The organism is Phycisphaeraceae bacterium (genome assembly GCA_020851465.1).
GTDB lineage: Bacteria > Planctomycetota > Phycisphaerae > Phycisphaerales > Phycisphaeraceae > JADZCR01.
The window spans coordinates 74935-92249 of sequence record JADZCR010000006.1 but is presented as its reverse complement, the minus strand read 5'-3'; the positions used below and the strand labels follow the sequence as shown (position 1 = coordinate 92249).

Below are 17315 nucleotides of genomic sequence, written 5' to 3'. Positions count from 1 at the left end.
CGTCGTTACTGAACATCCATTATCCGTGCCCGTGCGGAGCGGTGCCAACTAAAGCCTGCCTCATCATTTGTAACCAAACCGGTCTTTGAGTACGAAACGCAGCGGAGTTGATGGTTTCGATACTTTGCCCTGGGCATCCGTGTAGGTCACAAAGGCGAAGAACGTAATTTCCGGGCGCAGTCCCTGAATCAGCTTGCCCGGCTCAGTCCATGCAGCACCCAATTTCAGTGCGCCACGACCATCCTCATATGGGCTGACCCATACATCGTAGGTCTTCGCACCGGCAACTGGATCAAAATCCACATGGCAACGTGTGCCGTCGTAGAAGTGTTCCGGATCGCGCACTCCTTTGATCGTCGTTGGGGTACCTGTGCCGGTAGCTGCCAGCTCGGCGATCGGATTCGTCAAATCAGGCGCAGAGGCAGGTGGCGGCATCCGCAGACGGGAAAGACGGATGACTTCTTTGCCCTTATCGTCTTCACTGGCGTATTCCGCCCGGAGGTCACCCAGCAACACATCGTCTTTGCTGACTTCAACCAGATCGTTGCCATAGATCGCTTTGGGACGACGCTCAACGATCAACTTTTCAATCGACAACGGCAAATCCACGATGCCATCACCGCCATAATGTCCCCACCAACTTGAACCTCTTTCACGGTACGAGTCATAGGGCAAGTTGGAGGGTAACTGGAAGGTCAGATACCGCCAGCCGTCGAAACAGAAATTACTCCATCCGTGGATGTCATCGTTGTTCCAGTCGTCTTTTGTACCAACGCTGAGCCACTTCTCACCCTTGGCGTCACGCACAACATAAACAACTCGACCCCAATCGCTCGAAGCGTGGACCCACAATCCCAACTGGCTTGCTTTACCGAGAATCGCTATCGGCTTCGTCGGCTCAATCGTGGTGTAGAACGGCATCACGCCGCGATCTTTATCCTGCGGTTCCAGATGTACCGCCAGTGCGCGTCTTCCCTGGGCTTTGGGCGCTTCAACTGAAGTACCCGTCATGTCCGCGAGGAAACGCTCTACCTGAAGCGGCTTATTTCCGGTGTATTCCGCGTCACTTTTTTTCACAATCGTCCACGATCCATCACCGAGGTTGGCGAGTTTTTCGCTTTCCTTGCCGGGCTTCGAATCGGAATGATCGCTCTTACCCAGAGTGATCTTGGCGTCACCTGTCAAACCCTCCACATAGACGGGAAGCTGATCGATATTGAAAGTTACGACGCCATTCTTTTCCCTGAGCGTCGTGACATTGTCGTTGGGGTCATAAACGTCGATGGTCGTTCCGGATGGAACGTGGATGCTGACAGGCCGCGTACCACGGATGGTCCAGAGCACGTGAATAACCTTGCCGGTCTTGTAGTGGTCGTAGCGTTGGCAGTAGGTTGAAGTAGAACCGGTGGGAACATATTTGACGAAATTTGCCCGATTGAGATGGCGGGTCATCGTCGCATATTGGACGTATCCGGGTTTGGGCATCGCCAGCGGCAGCCGGGTGAGCCAGCCGGCCCCGTAGTGGTTCTCACCCCAGTAGTTGGCGCAATCGAAAGGCGCGTTACCGCTCTCCAGGTTGTTGATGCCGTAACCCATGAGCACCAGGAAGTCACGGATACCGATTTCCGCCTGACCGCGTTCACCAGTGTCAAAGTCCTTCGATGAGATGCAGGTTCCTTCAATAAGAGTGAAGTACGGTTCCTTCACGTATTGGCGGATGTCCTTGAGGATCGGATATAGGCGATTGAGCACTACTTGATTAATCTGCTGTTCGGGTAATCGCTCAAAGCCCGGCAGATCAAGTGCGCAGCCATCGATGTATTCACGTGTCTCCGGCGCGAGACGGAGGAAGACCGCAGCCACCATCGGATCGCCATAGGGCAGGAGCAGTTTCAGGTCGGGCCACTCCTTGCGGATAGCTTTGGCACCGGCCAAAAACTTGACCTTCATATCATCGAAAATCTTCTGCTCAGCCTCGGTGAGCGTGTATGGTTCGCCGTAGTACGACGGCCAGATTCCCGTGGTGATATTGCCAAAATGAGGTTCGGCGAAGAAGGGAACATAAGTCGGCCGGCTGATTTTGCTAGGCTGCGCCTTGCCTCCCTTTTTCATCGCCTCGACCAGAGCCTTACCCGAACCTTCAGGATCAGCGGGGTTGAACTTCGGCGCGCCGGAGTACCAATCGTAAAAGCCGTTGTAGTACATCACGCCACCAAAAAATGCCGCTTCGGAAACGAAGTTGTGTTTCTCCGCCATCGCCTGAACTTCGGGTGTGCCGAGTTCATAATTGGCTGTCGAGGTTTCCGCGCCGGCAGCAGCCATCACGGATATTTCCTTGTCAGCCTTGGGTGTGTCGTGTGCGCCTCCCCAACCCCAGTAACCCAGAATGGGACCGTGACCGTGCTGCCAAGGTTCCTTGTCCCGCGTGTCCTCGTGAAAGAACGCCAGGTTCCGTTCGTAGCTCGCGTTTTCATCACCAGCCTTAACCGTCACCGTCAGTTGGTGCAGACCGTAGCGGGTTGGATTGAGTGTGATGGGTGTCTTGACCAGTGTTCCATCCGCAGGCAGCGTGACATTTACTTCTTTCCGACTGGTGTCCTTTCCGTCTTCGCTTGTCGTGGCGATGACAAGTTTTGCCTTAGTCATCTTGCCCGTGTCATTGCGCAGGTCGATTGAGTACTTCGGCATTGAGGGCGCGGTCCACACATGCCCGAAATTTTCAGGCACGATGTCAATGTCCACGCCTGCCCGCTCAAGAGTCATGGCGTAGATCTGCACCGAGCTGGGCAGGCCGCCGCCGTGCCAACTGTATTCAAGCGGGTCGGGGTAACCACGGTAGTAATGAATCTGCTTGGTGATCTCCAGGCCGATGAGGTCCAGATCGCTCAGCCAGGAAAACGCATCGGGATCAAGTGGAATTGTGACATGATAGAGCTTGGCACTCTTGCCATTGGCGAGTTTGATCGGAACTGCTTTGCCCTCGCCTCCCTTGCCTTTATTGTTGGGCACCGTACCGGAAAAATTCATCGGATGGCCGGCATTGGGGCGGTAAAACTGGACACCCACAACCGGGACCCCGTCCTGGCGATCATCTGCAACCGCGATCAAATGCAGTGCCTTATAACGACCTTGTGGAACATAAAAACAAAGCCGCGACGGATCGATGCGGTCAGCCGATATCCAACGCCCGCCGAATGAACCAAAGTTGCCCGCGATGTACCCCGGAATCGAACCGAATCGCGTCCAACTCTGACCTACGTCAAGATGGTCGCCTCTCGAATTGGCCGGCGGGACAAACTGAAATGGCACGCCATCAACCTGATGATCACCGGTCAATGACGACAAATCAACCTTTGATCCGTTGAGCGTATCGCTATTGGTATGGCCTTCGATGGGAATCGGCTCAAACAACGTCGGCTGCGCTGCTAGCGGTCTGACCTGAACCGAAACCAGCTCACATCCTGACGCAGCCAGGATCCGTACTTTGCCCGTGGCGTTGTAGTCAGAGGCGAGTTTCGTTTCGCTCACAAAGCGGCCATTGACCCACGACCGCACTCGTCCGTTGGTGATGGACAGCTTAGCGGTGAGGAGCGACTCCTCGATCTTTGGTGAAGCGGCAATCTGGGCATCAATCGCCCGCCGCATTTCTTCCGTCCACCCCAGACTGCGCTCGCTCACAGCCGCAAAGTGCAGATATCCCGACGCTGCGGGACCAACCGTACCGCCCTTCACCGTTGTTGTGTATCGAAGATAGTTTGTTGCGTCTGTTGAGCTGACGGATAAGTCAATCGACTGTGGTTTCTTGTCCTGGTGCTCGCCGACCGCCAGTTGAAGCTGGACATAGGTTGATAAGCCTTTCGGCGCGATCAGGCGATACTTGACTTCCAACTCTACCGGGGCTGCGACGACGTCCGAGCTTTCAACCGTCAGAACCGTCGAAGCCGGCCCCGTCAAGGTAGGGACACCGGCTTTCGTTCCCAAGACGTATCCTGTTGCCGGAGTCAGCTTCCACTTGTCGGACGCCCCAAGTATCTGCGTGAGCTTCGCGGCGCCATCCGTGGGCATATCAGCGGCACGACTTGGCGTAAGCTGCAACAGTGACAGAACAATCAACAGAAGCAACGCTGAGGAGATTCGATGACGCATAAGGATGCTCCGATATGAGGCCCGTGTTCTCATTGCTTGAAGCGGATGATATTGATTTTTCGTACCTCGATCCGCAGCAAGTTGATGCACAACATAATCGAAACGCTCACAAGTGAGTGAGGGAATTCTTATGAATAATCCGCAGATATAAAAGATAATGAATGATCCGTTCCCTATCGACGCGGGACATCAAGCAGGCGTTTGTAGTAATAGTCGCTAACTTTATTGGTTCCCAAATCCAGGTGAATAACCCATGATCTCACGCCCTGACCTGCTGGACCGTCGCTCCCCTGCCGGCCTTGAAGTTTTCCAACTGACTCACGAGGCGATTCCCTCGTGCCATATTTACATGGAAGCGCAGATTTTCACGCCTGATTCAAAGCGGTTTGTCATGCACCGATCTGCGCATCCGCATGGATCGAACAGGCATGACCCCGCTCATCGCTACCTGCTTTACAATGCTGAATCGCCAGGAGATCAACCCGTACCGTTGACTGATGAGCTGGGGCCGACCGCGCCGTCGATTTCCCCTGACGGCAAGTGGTTTTATTACTTTCAGGATCAAACCGAGCTTAACGCCGGACGACTTTCACTGAAACGAGTCCGTCTTGACGGCACCGACCGAGAAACCATTCTTGTACTCGACACGCCGCTTCCCGGCGCCAAAGCAAAAATCAGCATGATATATCCGCTCTCGACCATTTCGTCGGATAGCAAGCGGATTGCCACGTCGGGGTTTTTTGGAGATGGAAAAACCAACCTCGCCCCTTGGGGCATGATCGTGTGTGATATTGAAAAGGCGACAGCAGACCTCGTACTTGCGGGGCCGTCCTGGTGCAATGTGCACCCGCAATATTGCCGCTCGCTTGATCCGATCGCTTCTCACGACATCATGGTGCAGCAGAATCATGACAACGTCTGTGATCCCGACGGCAATATCCGCATCCTCTGCGGCGGAAGGAGTAAAGGAGCTGCCGGCGCGGACATCCATGTGATCCGCGATGACGGCAGCAACTTCCGAAACTTACCGTGGGGACGTGATGGATTGGAGTATTGCCAGGGACATCAGTGCTGGCGTGGGCGCGGTACCAGTGCAATCAGCACCTGCGGCCTGCCCGATCAGATCGTGACCACAACCGCAGCAGATGGCTCGACAGAAAAAACTTCCACGGAGCAAATCGTCGAAGGAGTAGCGGCACCGTTCGATGGACATGTCGGCCTGCGCACAACCGGCGCGAGACGAAACGTGCTGTCACGAACATTTGAGCAACCTCGCTTTTTTCACTTTGCCACTGATATTGCCGGCAAACGATTCGTCACCGATTGTCACCCGCACAGAGATCGCGGCTGCTCACTCTATATCGCTGAGTTTGGACGGGAGATGCAGGATCCGCTGGATCACTGGGTCTATCTTCTCGACACGCGCACCGCTTTCTGGAAAAGCATGCATTCGCATCCGTTTCTTTCTCCGGACGGAAAATGTGCATTCTTCAACTCTGATGAATCGGGCGTGCTTCAGGGTTACATGATTCGCGGGCTGGCGTAAGGAAATTCTGCTTCATTCAACCGATGGCGGGTTCCCGCACAGCCGGGCGATGTGTTCTCATGTCGTTCGCGTCTGCATCCCCAGCCCCGAACGGTTGTACACGCTGACAAACACCAGCGAAGCTGCTGACAGTGCTATCACCGCGAGAGTCGCTTTCTGCATCTGCCCCTGCTCGTAGTCGAGATAGATCACGATGGGCAGCGTAGTGCGGTCTGCCTGAAGCCCAAACACCATCATTGTCGCACCGAATTCTCCCAACGCCCGCGCGAACGCCAGCACAACACCGCTACCGATGCCACGACCAGCCAGCGGGAGACTGACGCGCCAGAACAGTTGCCAACGAGTCGAACCAAGCAGGCGTGCGATGTCTTCGAGGTCGCGGTTAACACCTGCGAAACCAGCCTTGGCGGGCAGATAGAGCATCGGCAGCGCCACCAGTGCCGCCGCCAGCACCGCCCCCTCGAACCGGAACAAAATCGAATATCCCAGCGCATCGTGCAGCCATCTGCCGATCCAGCCACGCGATCCAAGCGTCATGATGATCAGGTAGCCGACGACCGTTGGCGGCAGTACCAGCGGCACCGTCACAATCGCTTCCACCACGCTGCGCCCCGGAAAACGACGACGACTCAGCACATACGCCAGCGGTACTGCGAAGATCGCTGCCAGCACTGTCGCCGAAAGCGCGATCTCCAGTGAGAGAAAGAGTGGGTGGAGCAGTTCAGTCATGAATACAAGGATTCGACCCGGGTAACCAGACCCGACGCATCACACAGGACGCCCGCTCCCGACTGATGGCTTACATTCGGCAACCGACTCTCTCTTTCACTCGGTCGAGTCTCTGGTTGTTTGTCTGGTTGAGTGGCAGCTGGTTTCTCCGTCGGTGCAGAAAACCCGAATCTCTTCAACACTTCCTGCGAAGACGGTCCAGCCAGATAATCGAGAAACCGTCCGGATGCGACGCCCTGTGAACTGCCCTTGATCAGCGCTGCTGGATAGTGAATCGGCTCGTGAGCACCAGCCGGTGCAATCGCGATGACCTTCACTTTGTCGCCCGCTTCCCTGGCGTCGGTGGCGTACACCAGTCCAGCTGATACCTCTCCACGGATCACATAGTCGAGTACTTGTCTTACGTTTGTGCCATACACGATCCGCTTTTGGAGCGTATCTTCGAGCTTGAAATATCTGAGCGTCTGTTCTGCGTACATGCCGGCCGGAACCGTGCGCGGTTCACCCATAGCCAGTCGAGTCACTTTGTCCGTTACCAATTCTGTGAAGTCCCTGGGAGGGTCTTTCGCGTCTGCGGAAACGATCAACACCAGTTCGTTTCCCGCAACCACACGAACACTTTGGGCATCAACCTGCCCCGCTTCCACTAACTCGTTCACCTGACGATCAGCGGCGGAGATGAATACATCCACCGGCGCACCGCCTTTGATCTGCGTCATGATCTGGCCGGATGAACCGAAGCGCAACTCGATGCGCTCGCCCGTTTCCTTTTCATAATTTTTTGCGATGGTTTCGAGCACGCCGCGCAGACTGATCGCAGCCGACACCCGGATCGTCTCAGCCGAGGCGACGACCGATATCAACAGGCTCAAGATGACTGCTCGCAACATCACGCGAACCCTCCATCCGAACATCACTCCTCGCCCTTCACCACTGGATCACCGCGCCCAGGATTTCGCTGGTATCACCGCCTGCGTTGATCCGAGTGTAAAGCGCGGGGGCCTCCGCAGCTTTGACCCGATGGGTGATGACCTCGTGCCACTTGAGCGTTCCTGTCGCCAGATGCGCCATTACAGCCTGACGGCAAGGCTGGTAACCGTCATCACACGGGAAGTATGCTGTCACCCGTTTGGAGTGTGGGACCAGAAAGTTAAACGACAGTGGTTTGGCTCCGTAATTACCCTGAAAAACGAATTTTCCGGTTGTCTTGCACAGTCCCATCGCCATGTCCACGCACATGGGCACGCCGGTGGACTCGAATACCACGTCTGCGCCGCCGGGAGCGATTTTGCTCACTTCCACGGATGCATTTTCCTTTGAGGAGTCAATCAGGTGTCTCGCGCCGAGCTTACCGGCAATCTCAAGCTTTCTCGCGTCTAGATCAATGACGGTCACGACCGCGCCTCTCAGCGCAGCAGCCGCCACGACTCCCAGACCAATCAACCCGGAGCCGAATACAACGACACGGTCGCCCGTTTGCACTTGAGCCATATTCACGCCGTTGTAGCCGACTGCTGCGACGACGAACAACGACGCCACGGCCTCATCCACACCCGGCGGCAGAATCGCGGCCGTATGCGTACCTTCCGTCGAATCAACCACGGAATGTGAAGCATGTCCGCCCGAGGCGCACGAGACGTTTTGATTACCCATCTTGAGTGGACCGCGGCCTCCGCGATGGTAAACCTTGTCCCCCACCTTGAATCGTGTCACACCCTCACCGATGCGCTCGACGGTACTCACCGACTGATAGCCCGTGCAGAGCGGAAACGCTCCCCAGTTAAGCTTTCCTCGGATCACTGCGAATTCGGTGCCGATACTGACACCCGACCAGTGATTGCGAACCAGAATGTCCTGTGGTCGCAACTGAGGCAGTTCGACCGGTGCGATCTGAAACTTTTGATCCTGTGAGCAGACGAGAGCGGTTGCGTTCATTGGAAATCAATACTCCTGAGTATGAGTCGAACATGATATCGAGACAGGGGATATAAGTTACCGTGTCTTCACTACGGTACGGGCCATAATGCTTGCTGGCCAACTGACGACATACATAATGCATTGATGAATCAAACTCTAACTAATCCCGTACTCGTTCTCCCCGACTGGTCCGGCCAGCCAGCTCATCAAATGCTTGCCCCTCGGTTCACCGGGCATACCTTGCCATCCGTATCCGCCAGCGCAGAACTAATCGTCGGTGATGCGATAATCGCCCTGTCCGCCGACGATGCCCTGTCACGCGAACTGGCACAGCGTCTGACGGTGTCGCTGGACGGACTGGGCGATGGGGCGTTTGCGATCGTTCCGCAAGATCGGCGGCTTTACGTGCTCGGCGGCAACAAGCGTGGACTCCTGCACGGACTGGCGGAGCTTCTCAACCGCGCGCAGGTTCATAAGGGTGTGCTTACCTGGTCCGCTGGTGAGATGCGCGAGACACCCGCCCTGCCCTTGAACTATTACTGGACATGGGATCACTCAACCAACTGGTGGCTCATGGCCGACGGTCAGCAGGAAACCGGCTGCAACAACCACTACACCAAAACAGCCGACGATTTTATCCGTGATTACAAGTTGCTGATCGATCATTGTGTCCGTACGCGGGTCGGCGGAATCGTGATCTGGGGCTTCATCCGGGATGCACACGGCGGCATCGCGGCCAGCCAGGAGATCTGCCGGTACGCTGCTGATCGCGGCATCAGAATTCTTCCGGGCGTCGGCACCAGCGTTTACGGCGGCGTGTACTACGGCTCTGATGATTCAACCGACACCACCGCCCACCCGCTGAATGCCAAATGCTTTGTGCGCACGCACCCGAAAGCTGGTTTGGTTGAAGAGAGCGGATCGCTATCGACGCTCTATCCATGCCCGACACATCCGTCCACGATTAACTGGCTCAAGCAATGCGCCGACTGGCTTTTCAGTACCTTTGAAATCGGGGGAGTTAACGTAGAACACGGGGACTTCATCGTCTGCTACTGCGACCGTTGCACTGCGGCGCGCAAGGACCAGCGACAGGCCGGCTACTTCTCCACGATGCAACTCGCCAACACGCCGTTTATCGACCAGGCATTGCGGATTAAACCCGATGCGTGGATCACCTACGCCACTTATACCGGCTTTGCACCCGATCCAAGCCCGGAGCGCGGCTACCTGCCCCCAAGGACTTGGCACACAGCGGAACCATGGCGGATTCACGGAGCGGACCCGGAGTTCGCACACGATCTCGACCCGCGCAGCATCTGCCAATGGACACTTACGCGCATGGTCAACCAGCAGCAACGACCGCTGGCTGAATGGCTCGATAATGGGCAGCCCGCGTCGATGCTGCATAACGATCACTGGCCTGCTGACCATCAGCCGCCCACCCGGCGCAATGTCGGATTTATTCACCAGGGCAGCCAGTGGTCCAGCCAGGGCGTGTATCTGAAGGGCTTGCCCTGCGACCGTTACAGCCTGCAGATCTCATGCATCAAAGAGGCGTGCCTGCGCGCGTCACGCGCCAACATCACGGGAGTGTCGATCCACGGCGAGGTGTCCAACCGCTGCATCCCCTACTCCTTGAACTACCTGGCACACACCTACTTCAGTTACCACCCGGAGGCATCACTGCGACAGTTTGGTCGCGATGTGCTGAGCCCGATTCTCACCGATGGCCTTTCGGACAATGCTCACGGGAGTGCCTCCGAGGGTAATGCCAGGAGTGATGCCAAAGACAATTCAGGAAAAAATGTTGAAGACGGCAAATCCGTCGGCGAGCAATTTGTCGAATGGCTTGCCCGTGCCGAACCCGGCAACTGCACTGCGGATGAGTTGAAGAAAATTGAAGAGTTCTTCCTAGCCGCCATCCGCCGAACGGCAACACGTAGCGCATCGGTGACACCCGCACGCTATTGGCGTTGGCTCCGCTTCGCCGCTGAGCCTGGCCAGTGGGTAGCAGCACAGGTGTTCCAAATCTCCGCGTGAGCGCGGGGTGAGTATCCCAACAATAATAGGTAGTGCAAACGCTTCGGCCTGCGTCTTTGTCAATCAACCGCTGTCACAATTACCGCCCAAAAGTTTCGTGTTCCATTCCCTGATCCGCTGGGAATCAGGGGTATGTTCAGTATTTAAACTATTAAAATACACTAGGTTATCACTCTCCCTCGTCACTTCTTTAACGATCCTCACCACTGACCCAGCCTCTGGGACCTCACCGAACGGTTACTTTCAATATCAAGCCCTCGGATCACCAGTCACCCTGACGGGGGGAACTACATACCGCATCGCCGCGGTCACATTCGGTTTTGATCCCTGGCCATACAACGGATTCTCCAGCCTGTCGAGCGACCCGCTTATTACCTTGGGTAATGGCTACTACGTAACCGGTAGTTCCTTGGTTATGCCAACGAACAGTGCCCCGCCGGAGTTTTACGCGACCTCCAACTTTCTCTTCACTGAAGTGCCCGAGCCTGCTTCGCTTGTTCTCCTGATCGCGGGCGGCACGATGATGCTCCAGAGGCAGAGAAAGTCCGCGTAAACAGTGCTTTCTCTATAACGCGGCAAGCATGGTCCAAAATATTTCCACATAAGCAGCGGCACAGCCATTTCGTAAGCAACTTGCACAGGTATGTTGTAACTCCGTGCACATCCGCCGCGAGACTTCGCGTGGAACTGCAATCGCGTCTCTAAATGGTTTCATGTGCAAACCAAGATCGTCTATCGCCGTCTTTTTCAGATACGCAACGAGTTGATTCTAAAATAGCACTGCCAGATCTGCGGCAGCAATGGTCGGCTTTGACCAGAGATGAGAAACAAGCCACCAACGAACGATTATCAAAACGGGCTATATTTTCCGAAAATTACAACAAATTTCCGTTTACTTCCGGCAAAGTAAGTGGGCCATACTGGACTCGAACCAGTGACCTCTTCCATGTCAAGGAAGCGCGCTAGCCAACTGCGCTAATGGCCCGGTGATGGCAGCAGTATAGCGGCGTACCGTTGTGTCGCCAACCGTAGATCCCATCCGTATCAATCGCATCAGTTGTCGCCGAAAATGCTGCGATCTCTGTTTCTACGTCCGACGCCCTTATTCAAAGCAAAAAACATTTTTCATCACGCAAGATTTTCGCGACGTTCAATCATCGCTCCCATGGCTGCAAAGCATCGACACGTAAATGACGCGCTCCGTCGAGAGCGAGTGCTGCGGGACCGACACTGGGTAATCGAGTCGGTGCTGATGTCTCCACCAGACCCGCCGGGAAATCGCGGGATTGCTGCGGATGTCCCGCGATCTGATTATTCACCGCGCTGATCTCGCGTACGCCGGACTCAACTGAAACGGCACTGGCGACGCCGCCGGCTGGCTCAATGATGTTCTCCGCCAGATGAATATTGGCAAGACCTCGCGGTATGACGATCTCCGCCGCTCCGAAACGAGTGCAATTGTTTCGCAGCGTGTTGTTGAGTACCAAGGTTCGGTCGCCACTCTGTCGATTCGGCACGCGAAAGTCGATACCGGGTCCTGCGTTGTTGCTGATCGAGTTGGAACGAATGAGGTGATCTGTGTCACGCTCACCGATGCTGATACCCGCGAGGTGGTTGTGATGGATCAGATTTTCCTCGCAAATCGAATGGGTCGTGCGCAGACAGTAAAAGACGCCGTACCCACCGTTGTTATGCAGGTGATTTTTGCGCATCACGTAGCGTACGCTGCCGCTGCCGGGGTGCAAGCCTGACGCCGTGTTGTGATGGATTTCGCACGACTCGACTCTGATGTCGCTGCACTGCTGGAAACTGAGTGCATCCCCCCGATAGTGATGAATCTCGACATTCCGGATGCTCACACGGTGGGACATAATCAAGAAGATTCCACCGCCCCGGCAGCCATTGAGTTGGAAAGGCTCCTTCTCGTTGTTGCCGTCAAGCGATAATCCCGTCACTGACACATCCTGAACTCCGTCACCTTCGATGAGGGAGTAAACGGAAACGGCTCTGCCGTTGAATAGAAACCCATAGTCATGTGAGAACGGACGGTTGATGAAAAACGTATCGCCGATCTTGTCGGTGATCGTTGCCACCGTCGTGTAAAACCCGCCTGCATTGTCATCGAGCAGGTGAACACCCATCCCGACACGAAACCTATCCGGCTCAGCGACACGAAATTCATAATGTCCAAAGCCGAGGCAATCGATCAGGCTGGAGCTCACGCTTGGCACTTTTTTCAGCACTGCGCCAGGCTCGCCGACCAGGTGCACCCCGCTGCGCAGGTGCAGTGCATCGTGCATGTGATAGATGCCTGCTCGGATTTTGACCGTTCCTCCGCCGCGTCGGGCTGCCGCATCAACCAGATTCTGAATGGTCAGGTTCGTCAGTTTTGCAGATGATTTTTGTGTGCGATGCCCGGATTTCCGACGCGTCATGGTCGCTTCCTTATCCGTGTTGGTGAATGCAGATAATAATCACGATTCAGGTCGCCCCTGGGACACAACATCCGCGTTGCCCGCTCCGCTTGGTATGACCATGCGACGATTTTCTCAAACTGACTTCGGTGATACGTCACATAGGTATCGTGGCCATTGGCAATGAGATCCGGTTTCCAAGACATGACAAGCCGTGCACTTTGACGGAAGCCCGCGAATGATGAACCGTTCAGGGCGCAGAACCCGCCCGTGCCGTTCCATCGTGAAGCGGGCTGAAAGCTGTCTCCGCCAAAGAACACCCGCTGTCCGTCAATGTCAGCCATCAGGCACGCGTGCCAGCGAGTCTGACCGGGGTACGGTGCGACTCGAAACGTGAACTCATTCCAGCGAAAGGGGCCGTTCTCCGGCAGCAGACGGTCGGCGATGATCGGCTTAGCAGGAAGAAACGGCACGTCGTGCTGACTCGGCTGCCGCAACGGCGCAGCGACCCAGGGATGAAGGACGATCTGCGTTCCGTATCTGTGTTGAAGATACGGCAGACCGTCCGCATGATCGAAATGACAGTGCGTAGCCGTTGCTGCGGTGATGCTCGCACCACTCAAATCTGCAAGTAGTCTTTCAATCGTTGGCCCGTCGCTGTGCATCGCGTCGATTGCCATCGCTTCGCCTGTGGACGAAAGGATGAGATAACCATTAACTGAAAATTGATAGAGCGAAGGCAATAATTTTTTGGCTCCGCCAGGCTGTGGTTCGGCTGTGATGTAGTGATCCGGTTCACCCGCAACGATCGAACCCTTGGCGTGATAGAAATCCAGCAATCGCTTTGCGAGCTTTCTGAGCATCGTTCGAGGATGACGTTTGATCACTGGCCCATGAGCCGGGCAGAGCAGATCGATCGCCAGGCTGGAGATTCGCACGATACCTTCCCATGCGGCCAGTGCCCCGCTGCCTGTCCAATGGTCCCACTCCAGTTGAAAAGGTTCATGGATCGTTGCGTTGGCGTGGGCTGCATCACCGCAGAAGACGATCTGCTTTCCGTGATGATCGAGAAGGATGGAAATCGCGTTTTGACTATGGCCGGGAGTTGAGATGAAACGCACCCGCTTATCGTTCCATAGCGTGTCGGTGAAACCCTCCATGCTGAACCTGACCATGCCGTTCGGCAAGCCGCGAGGTAACACTGCATAGCTCGAGGGCACACCATTCGCGTAGCGGTGTTTCCAATACTTCGTAACTCCCTGTCGAGTAAGAAATACCTGATCGTTGGCAGGTGCGTCAATGATGAACGGCCACTTCCTGCGTCGGAGCAGGCCCGCACACTGATCGGGGTGGTGATGGGTGAGCATGACCCGCTCAATGGGCAGCAGTCCGAGAGCCTTTGCTGCGCTGAGCCATCTTCCTGAACCAAAGTCGATGGCCAGACTCCCCTGCTTACCGCGCACGACATAGACGTTGCAGGTGTCATGAAAACGGTACAACCCTTCGTCGAGACGCTCAGCTTTAATCGGTGCGGGCATGAAACCTCTCGACTAGACTGCGGTACAAAGACGATACTTCATTCTAATTTGATGGTGTCCGGCCATCTCTATCTCAGGCAGTACCGTAGAAATGTGTCCCCCCAGAAGGATTTTGCAGAATGTCTCCACTCACCGCAAGGACTTTTCTTGTCGATGTCACGCCTCCCGTGGGAGGGTATCTCTGCGGCGGTCTGCACACATTACCGTCACTTGGTATCGAGCAGACACTGTCATTACGCGGCATGATTCTGGACACCGGCGGATCGCGGGTCGTTATCGCGGCTGTCGAGTTTTGTTATCTCTGCGGGCGATCACACCAGCGTCTGATCGAGACACTCGCTGAAGCAGCGGATGTACCGACGAGCCACGTGACCGTCCATAGCGTTCACACTCATGATGCGCCGCTGATCTATGAGGAAGTCCACCATCTCTACCAGCCGGCCGTCCATGATGAAGAATACTTTTGGTCGATCCTTGGAAAAGCTCGTCTGGCTGTTCGCGCTGCGATGGCGTCGCCTGGTACGACGGTTGGGAGTATTTCTTTCGCCAGCGAAAGCGTGATTCAGTTTGCCAGCAGCCGTAGAATTATTGACGAGAACAATCGCTGCCATATCCGCTTCAGCAAATGTCAGGATCCGAAGATCAAGACTGCGCCTGAAGGCAGGATCGATCCGATGCTGGATCAGATTGCCTTTCATAACCCGGCGGGCAAGGCCTTCGCGTGTTGGAGTTTTTACGCGAGTCACCCGCAAGTCTCAGACGGGCGCAGGCTGGTATCAGGTGATACGGTGGGTGTGTGTCTTGAGCTATTCGAAAAATCCAATCCCGGAGTGTTCCCGATCTATTTCACCGGTTGTGCGGGCGACGTCACCGCGGGGAAATATACGACGACACATCCAAGCCGTGACCGACTCGCCTTTGGCGTGCGTTTGTTCGACGCGATGCAGGCTGCTTTTCAAAGACAGGTTTCACATTCCGTACCCATCAAGATGGCGTGGCGTGACGCAACATTCCCCATGCCGCTGCGCAGCGAGTCAAACGATCTCACCCACTATGAACGTGTGCTGAACGATCCCGCAGCTCTTACGAATTTCAAGTACCTCGCGGGACTCAAAGCGCACAAGCTCCGCAATCGAATCACCAGCTATCCCTTCCGCCTGTCACGGCTCACACTCGGCCCGTACGACGTGCTTTTTCTCCCCTCGGAGTTGGTCATCGACTATCAGTTTTTCGCCAAATCCCTTACTCCCGATCCCGGAGTCAGAAAGATTGCAGTGAGTGCTTACGGTGACAGCTTCCTCAACTATGTCGGGACCGACAAAATGTTTGACCAAGGCGGCTACGAGGTTGACCCCGCATGGACAGAAGTCGATCGCGGTTGCGAGGGTCTGATTAAAGATGCGATCCGCAAAATACTCACCAATTAAAACAACACGCATGACGCTGCGTTTGCCGTCCGTTTCTCATGTGCCGTTTTTCCGGGTGACTGCGCGTGCGCTGCCCTCACTGGCAGCATCCGGCAAGGAGGGAGCCACGGGACGCTGAGTAGCTTCCATCTTCACTTCAACCGGCACACCCGTAGCCAGCTTGTTTGTGCCTTCTACGACCACGGACTCCCCCGCTTTCAACCCCTTGACGATCTCGACCCAATCGCCCTCAATACCACCCAAATCCACACGGACTTCCCTGGCTTTGCCGTCGGCGACAAGGAAAACTTTACTCACACCCGCAAAGCTGAGGACCGCCTCTCTGGGTACAAAGACCACGTCTTTGTCGATGTGGGTCTGGATAAACGCTCGTACAAACGCGCCGGGCTTAAAGACACGATCCGAATTGGGCACAACAACTTCGATCTCGAAAGTCCGACTAGCAGGATCAATCTGCGAATTGATGCGGGCAATCTGACCAACGCCTTGCCTGGAGGCTGACTCAACCTGGATTGTTACCTTCTGGCTGACTTTGATCTGATCTGCGAAGCGTTCGGGGACGGCGGCGCGGAGTTTGACGATACTGTCATCCACCAGACGATAGAGACGGTCCCCTTCCTTGACATACTCGCCGACCGAAAACATACGGGCAGCAACGGTGTAGGATCGCTGCGTTTCGTTGCTGACGGATGAAGGCGCGGTAATGGACGCATCACGGAGACGTTGCTGCGCGACAAGCAGATCACCCTGCCGCGCCCGAGCCTCTTCCACCACGGCCCTGGCGGTAAGTACCGCCACGTCATAATCACGTTGGGCGACTTCCAGCGCGGTGCGCAGATCGTCGAACTCCTGTTGGCTGATGCGTGGCGACGACTGCTCGAACAGCATCTTGCCACGGTTGAACTTCGCCTCCGCGTTTTCTGCCTGTACCTTGGCGCGCAGAACAGTCGGGACAGAGGCTGGATCGAATGAATCCGCAGGCAGTTGGGTTAAACCAACCTTGGCCAGCGATTCGCGCACTGCGAGTTGTCGCTGCGTGACCGCCAGCTCGTAATCGGTCGTTTCAATCTGCGCCAGCTTTTCCCCTGACTTGACGCGATCACCCATATCGCAGGTCAACTCGACAATCTTACCGGGAACTTTGGCGGATACGGTGGTGTCCTCATCGCCATAGAGAGTGCCTACCACCTCGATTTGACGTTGCACTCCCTGCACACGCACCTGTCGCAGCACGACGGGCACCGGGGCACGGGAATCGATACCCGGCCGGCTGGCGCTGTCCTTCTTCTCACATCCTCCCGTCACGATGGACAGCAAAGCCGCCGCGATAAACCACAGCGCACAGGTCAATACGGATAATTTCATATCGGGGAGCATGGGTTGCTGATCTTAGCTTCGTCTCACGATACAAACACAGTAGAGGCCCTAGAATAACGGGTTCAACCATAGGACATTGCAGCAATGCAAAACCAATGGCTCCGTTGAACTTAAATTCAGTACCCTACCCCGGACGAATCATCCATTTACTACGATACTCCACCCTCCCATGGGGTAG

The 17315-nt window shown here is 55.6% G+C and carries 11 protein-coding genes and 1 tRNA gene; 4 read left to right on the top strand and 8 right to left on the bottom strand.

Annotated features, from left to right (window positions below; translation table 11 throughout):
* Positions 1 to 63: 63 nt before the first annotated feature.
* Entirely contained in the window at positions 64 to 4146 is a 4083-nt protein-coding gene (locus tag IT444_06880; GenBank protein ID MCC7192492.1) for a hypothetical protein, read from the bottom strand.
* A 253-nt stretch (positions 4147 to 4399) separates the two neighbouring features.
* Here IT444_06880 and IT444_06875 point away from each other — a divergent pair, with 253 nt between their 5' ends.
* A complete protein-coding gene (locus IT444_06875; protein ID MCC7192491.1) occupies positions 4400 to 5692 on the top strand; it encodes a PD40 domain-containing protein in 1293 nt (430 codons plus the stop codon).
* A 57-nt stretch (positions 5693 to 5749) separates the two neighbouring features.
* Here the strand turns inward: IT444_06875 and modB are convergent, their stop codons facing one another.
* From modB to IT444_06860, 3 genes are read right to left on the bottom strand one after another with little or no spacing between them, the layout of a single operon-like run.
* Positions 5750 to 6421, bottom strand: coding sequence for a molybdate ABC transporter permease subunit (gene modB, locus IT444_06870; GenBank protein ID MCC7192490.1), 672 nt, complete (start codon positions 6419 to 6421; stop codon positions 5750 to 5752).
* Positions 6418 to 7314 carry a molybdate ABC transporter substrate-binding protein gene (gene modA / locus IT444_06865; protein ID MCC7192489.1) on the bottom strand — a complete coding sequence of 299 codons (897 nt, stop codon included), beginning with the start codon at positions 7312 to 7314 and terminating at the stop codon, positions 6418 to 6420. The genes modB and modA overlap by 4 nt, the downstream gene beginning before the upstream one ends.
* A gap of 34 nt (positions 7315 to 7348) precedes the next feature.
* Positions 7349 to 8356, bottom strand: coding sequence for a zinc-binding alcohol dehydrogenase (locus IT444_06860; GenBank protein MCC7192488.1), 1008 nt, complete (start codon positions 8354 to 8356; stop codon positions 7349 to 7351).
* A gap of 126 nt (positions 8357 to 8482) precedes the next feature.
* Between IT444_06860 and IT444_06855 the strand changes: the two genes are divergently transcribed.
* Entirely contained in the window at positions 8483 to 10381 is a 1899-nt protein-coding gene (locus IT444_06855; GenBank protein MCC7192487.1) for a hypothetical protein, read from the top strand.
* A 415-nt stretch (positions 10382 to 10796) separates the two neighbouring features.
* A complete protein-coding gene (locus tag IT444_06850; GenBank protein ID MCC7192486.1) occupies positions 10797 to 10934 on the top strand; it encodes a PEP-CTERM sorting domain-containing protein in 138 nt (45 codons plus the stop codon).
* 358 nt (positions 10935 to 11292) lie between these two features.
* On the opposite strand, the gene IT444_06845 is transcribed toward IT444_06850, so the two are convergent.
* The 3 genes from IT444_06845 to IT444_06835 all read right to left on the bottom strand — a co-directional run bounded on the left by IT444_06845 (position 11293) and on the right by IT444_06835 (position 14333).
* Positions 11293 to 11366 (bottom strand) — tRNA-Val (locus IT444_06845).
* A 169-nt stretch (positions 11367 to 11535) separates the two neighbouring features.
* A complete protein-coding gene (locus IT444_06840; protein MCC7192485.1) occupies positions 11536 to 12816 on the bottom strand; it encodes a right-handed parallel beta-helix repeat-containing protein in 1281 nt (426 codons plus the stop codon).
* The gene (locus tag IT444_06835; protein ID MCC7192484.1) at positions 12813 to 14333 is read right to left on the bottom strand and encodes an MBL fold metallo-hydrolase; all 1521 of its coding nucleotides are present in this window, start codon (positions 14331 to 14333) and stop codon (positions 12813 to 12815) included. The genes IT444_06840 and IT444_06835 overlap by 4 nt, the downstream gene beginning before the upstream one ends.
* A gap of 119 nt (positions 14334 to 14452) precedes the next feature.
* Between IT444_06835 and IT444_06830 the strand changes: the two genes are divergently transcribed.
* Entirely contained in the window at positions 14453 to 15760 is a 1308-nt protein-coding gene (locus IT444_06830) for a hypothetical protein (protein ID MCC7192483.1), read from the top strand.
* 36 nt (positions 15761 to 15796) lie between these two features.
* Here the strand turns inward: IT444_06830 and IT444_06825 are convergent, their stop codons facing one another.
* Entirely contained in the window at positions 15797 to 17137 is a 1341-nt protein-coding gene (locus IT444_06825) for an efflux RND transporter periplasmic adaptor subunit (GenBank protein ID MCC7192482.1), read from the bottom strand.
* Positions 17138 to 17315 lie beyond the last annotated feature (178 nt).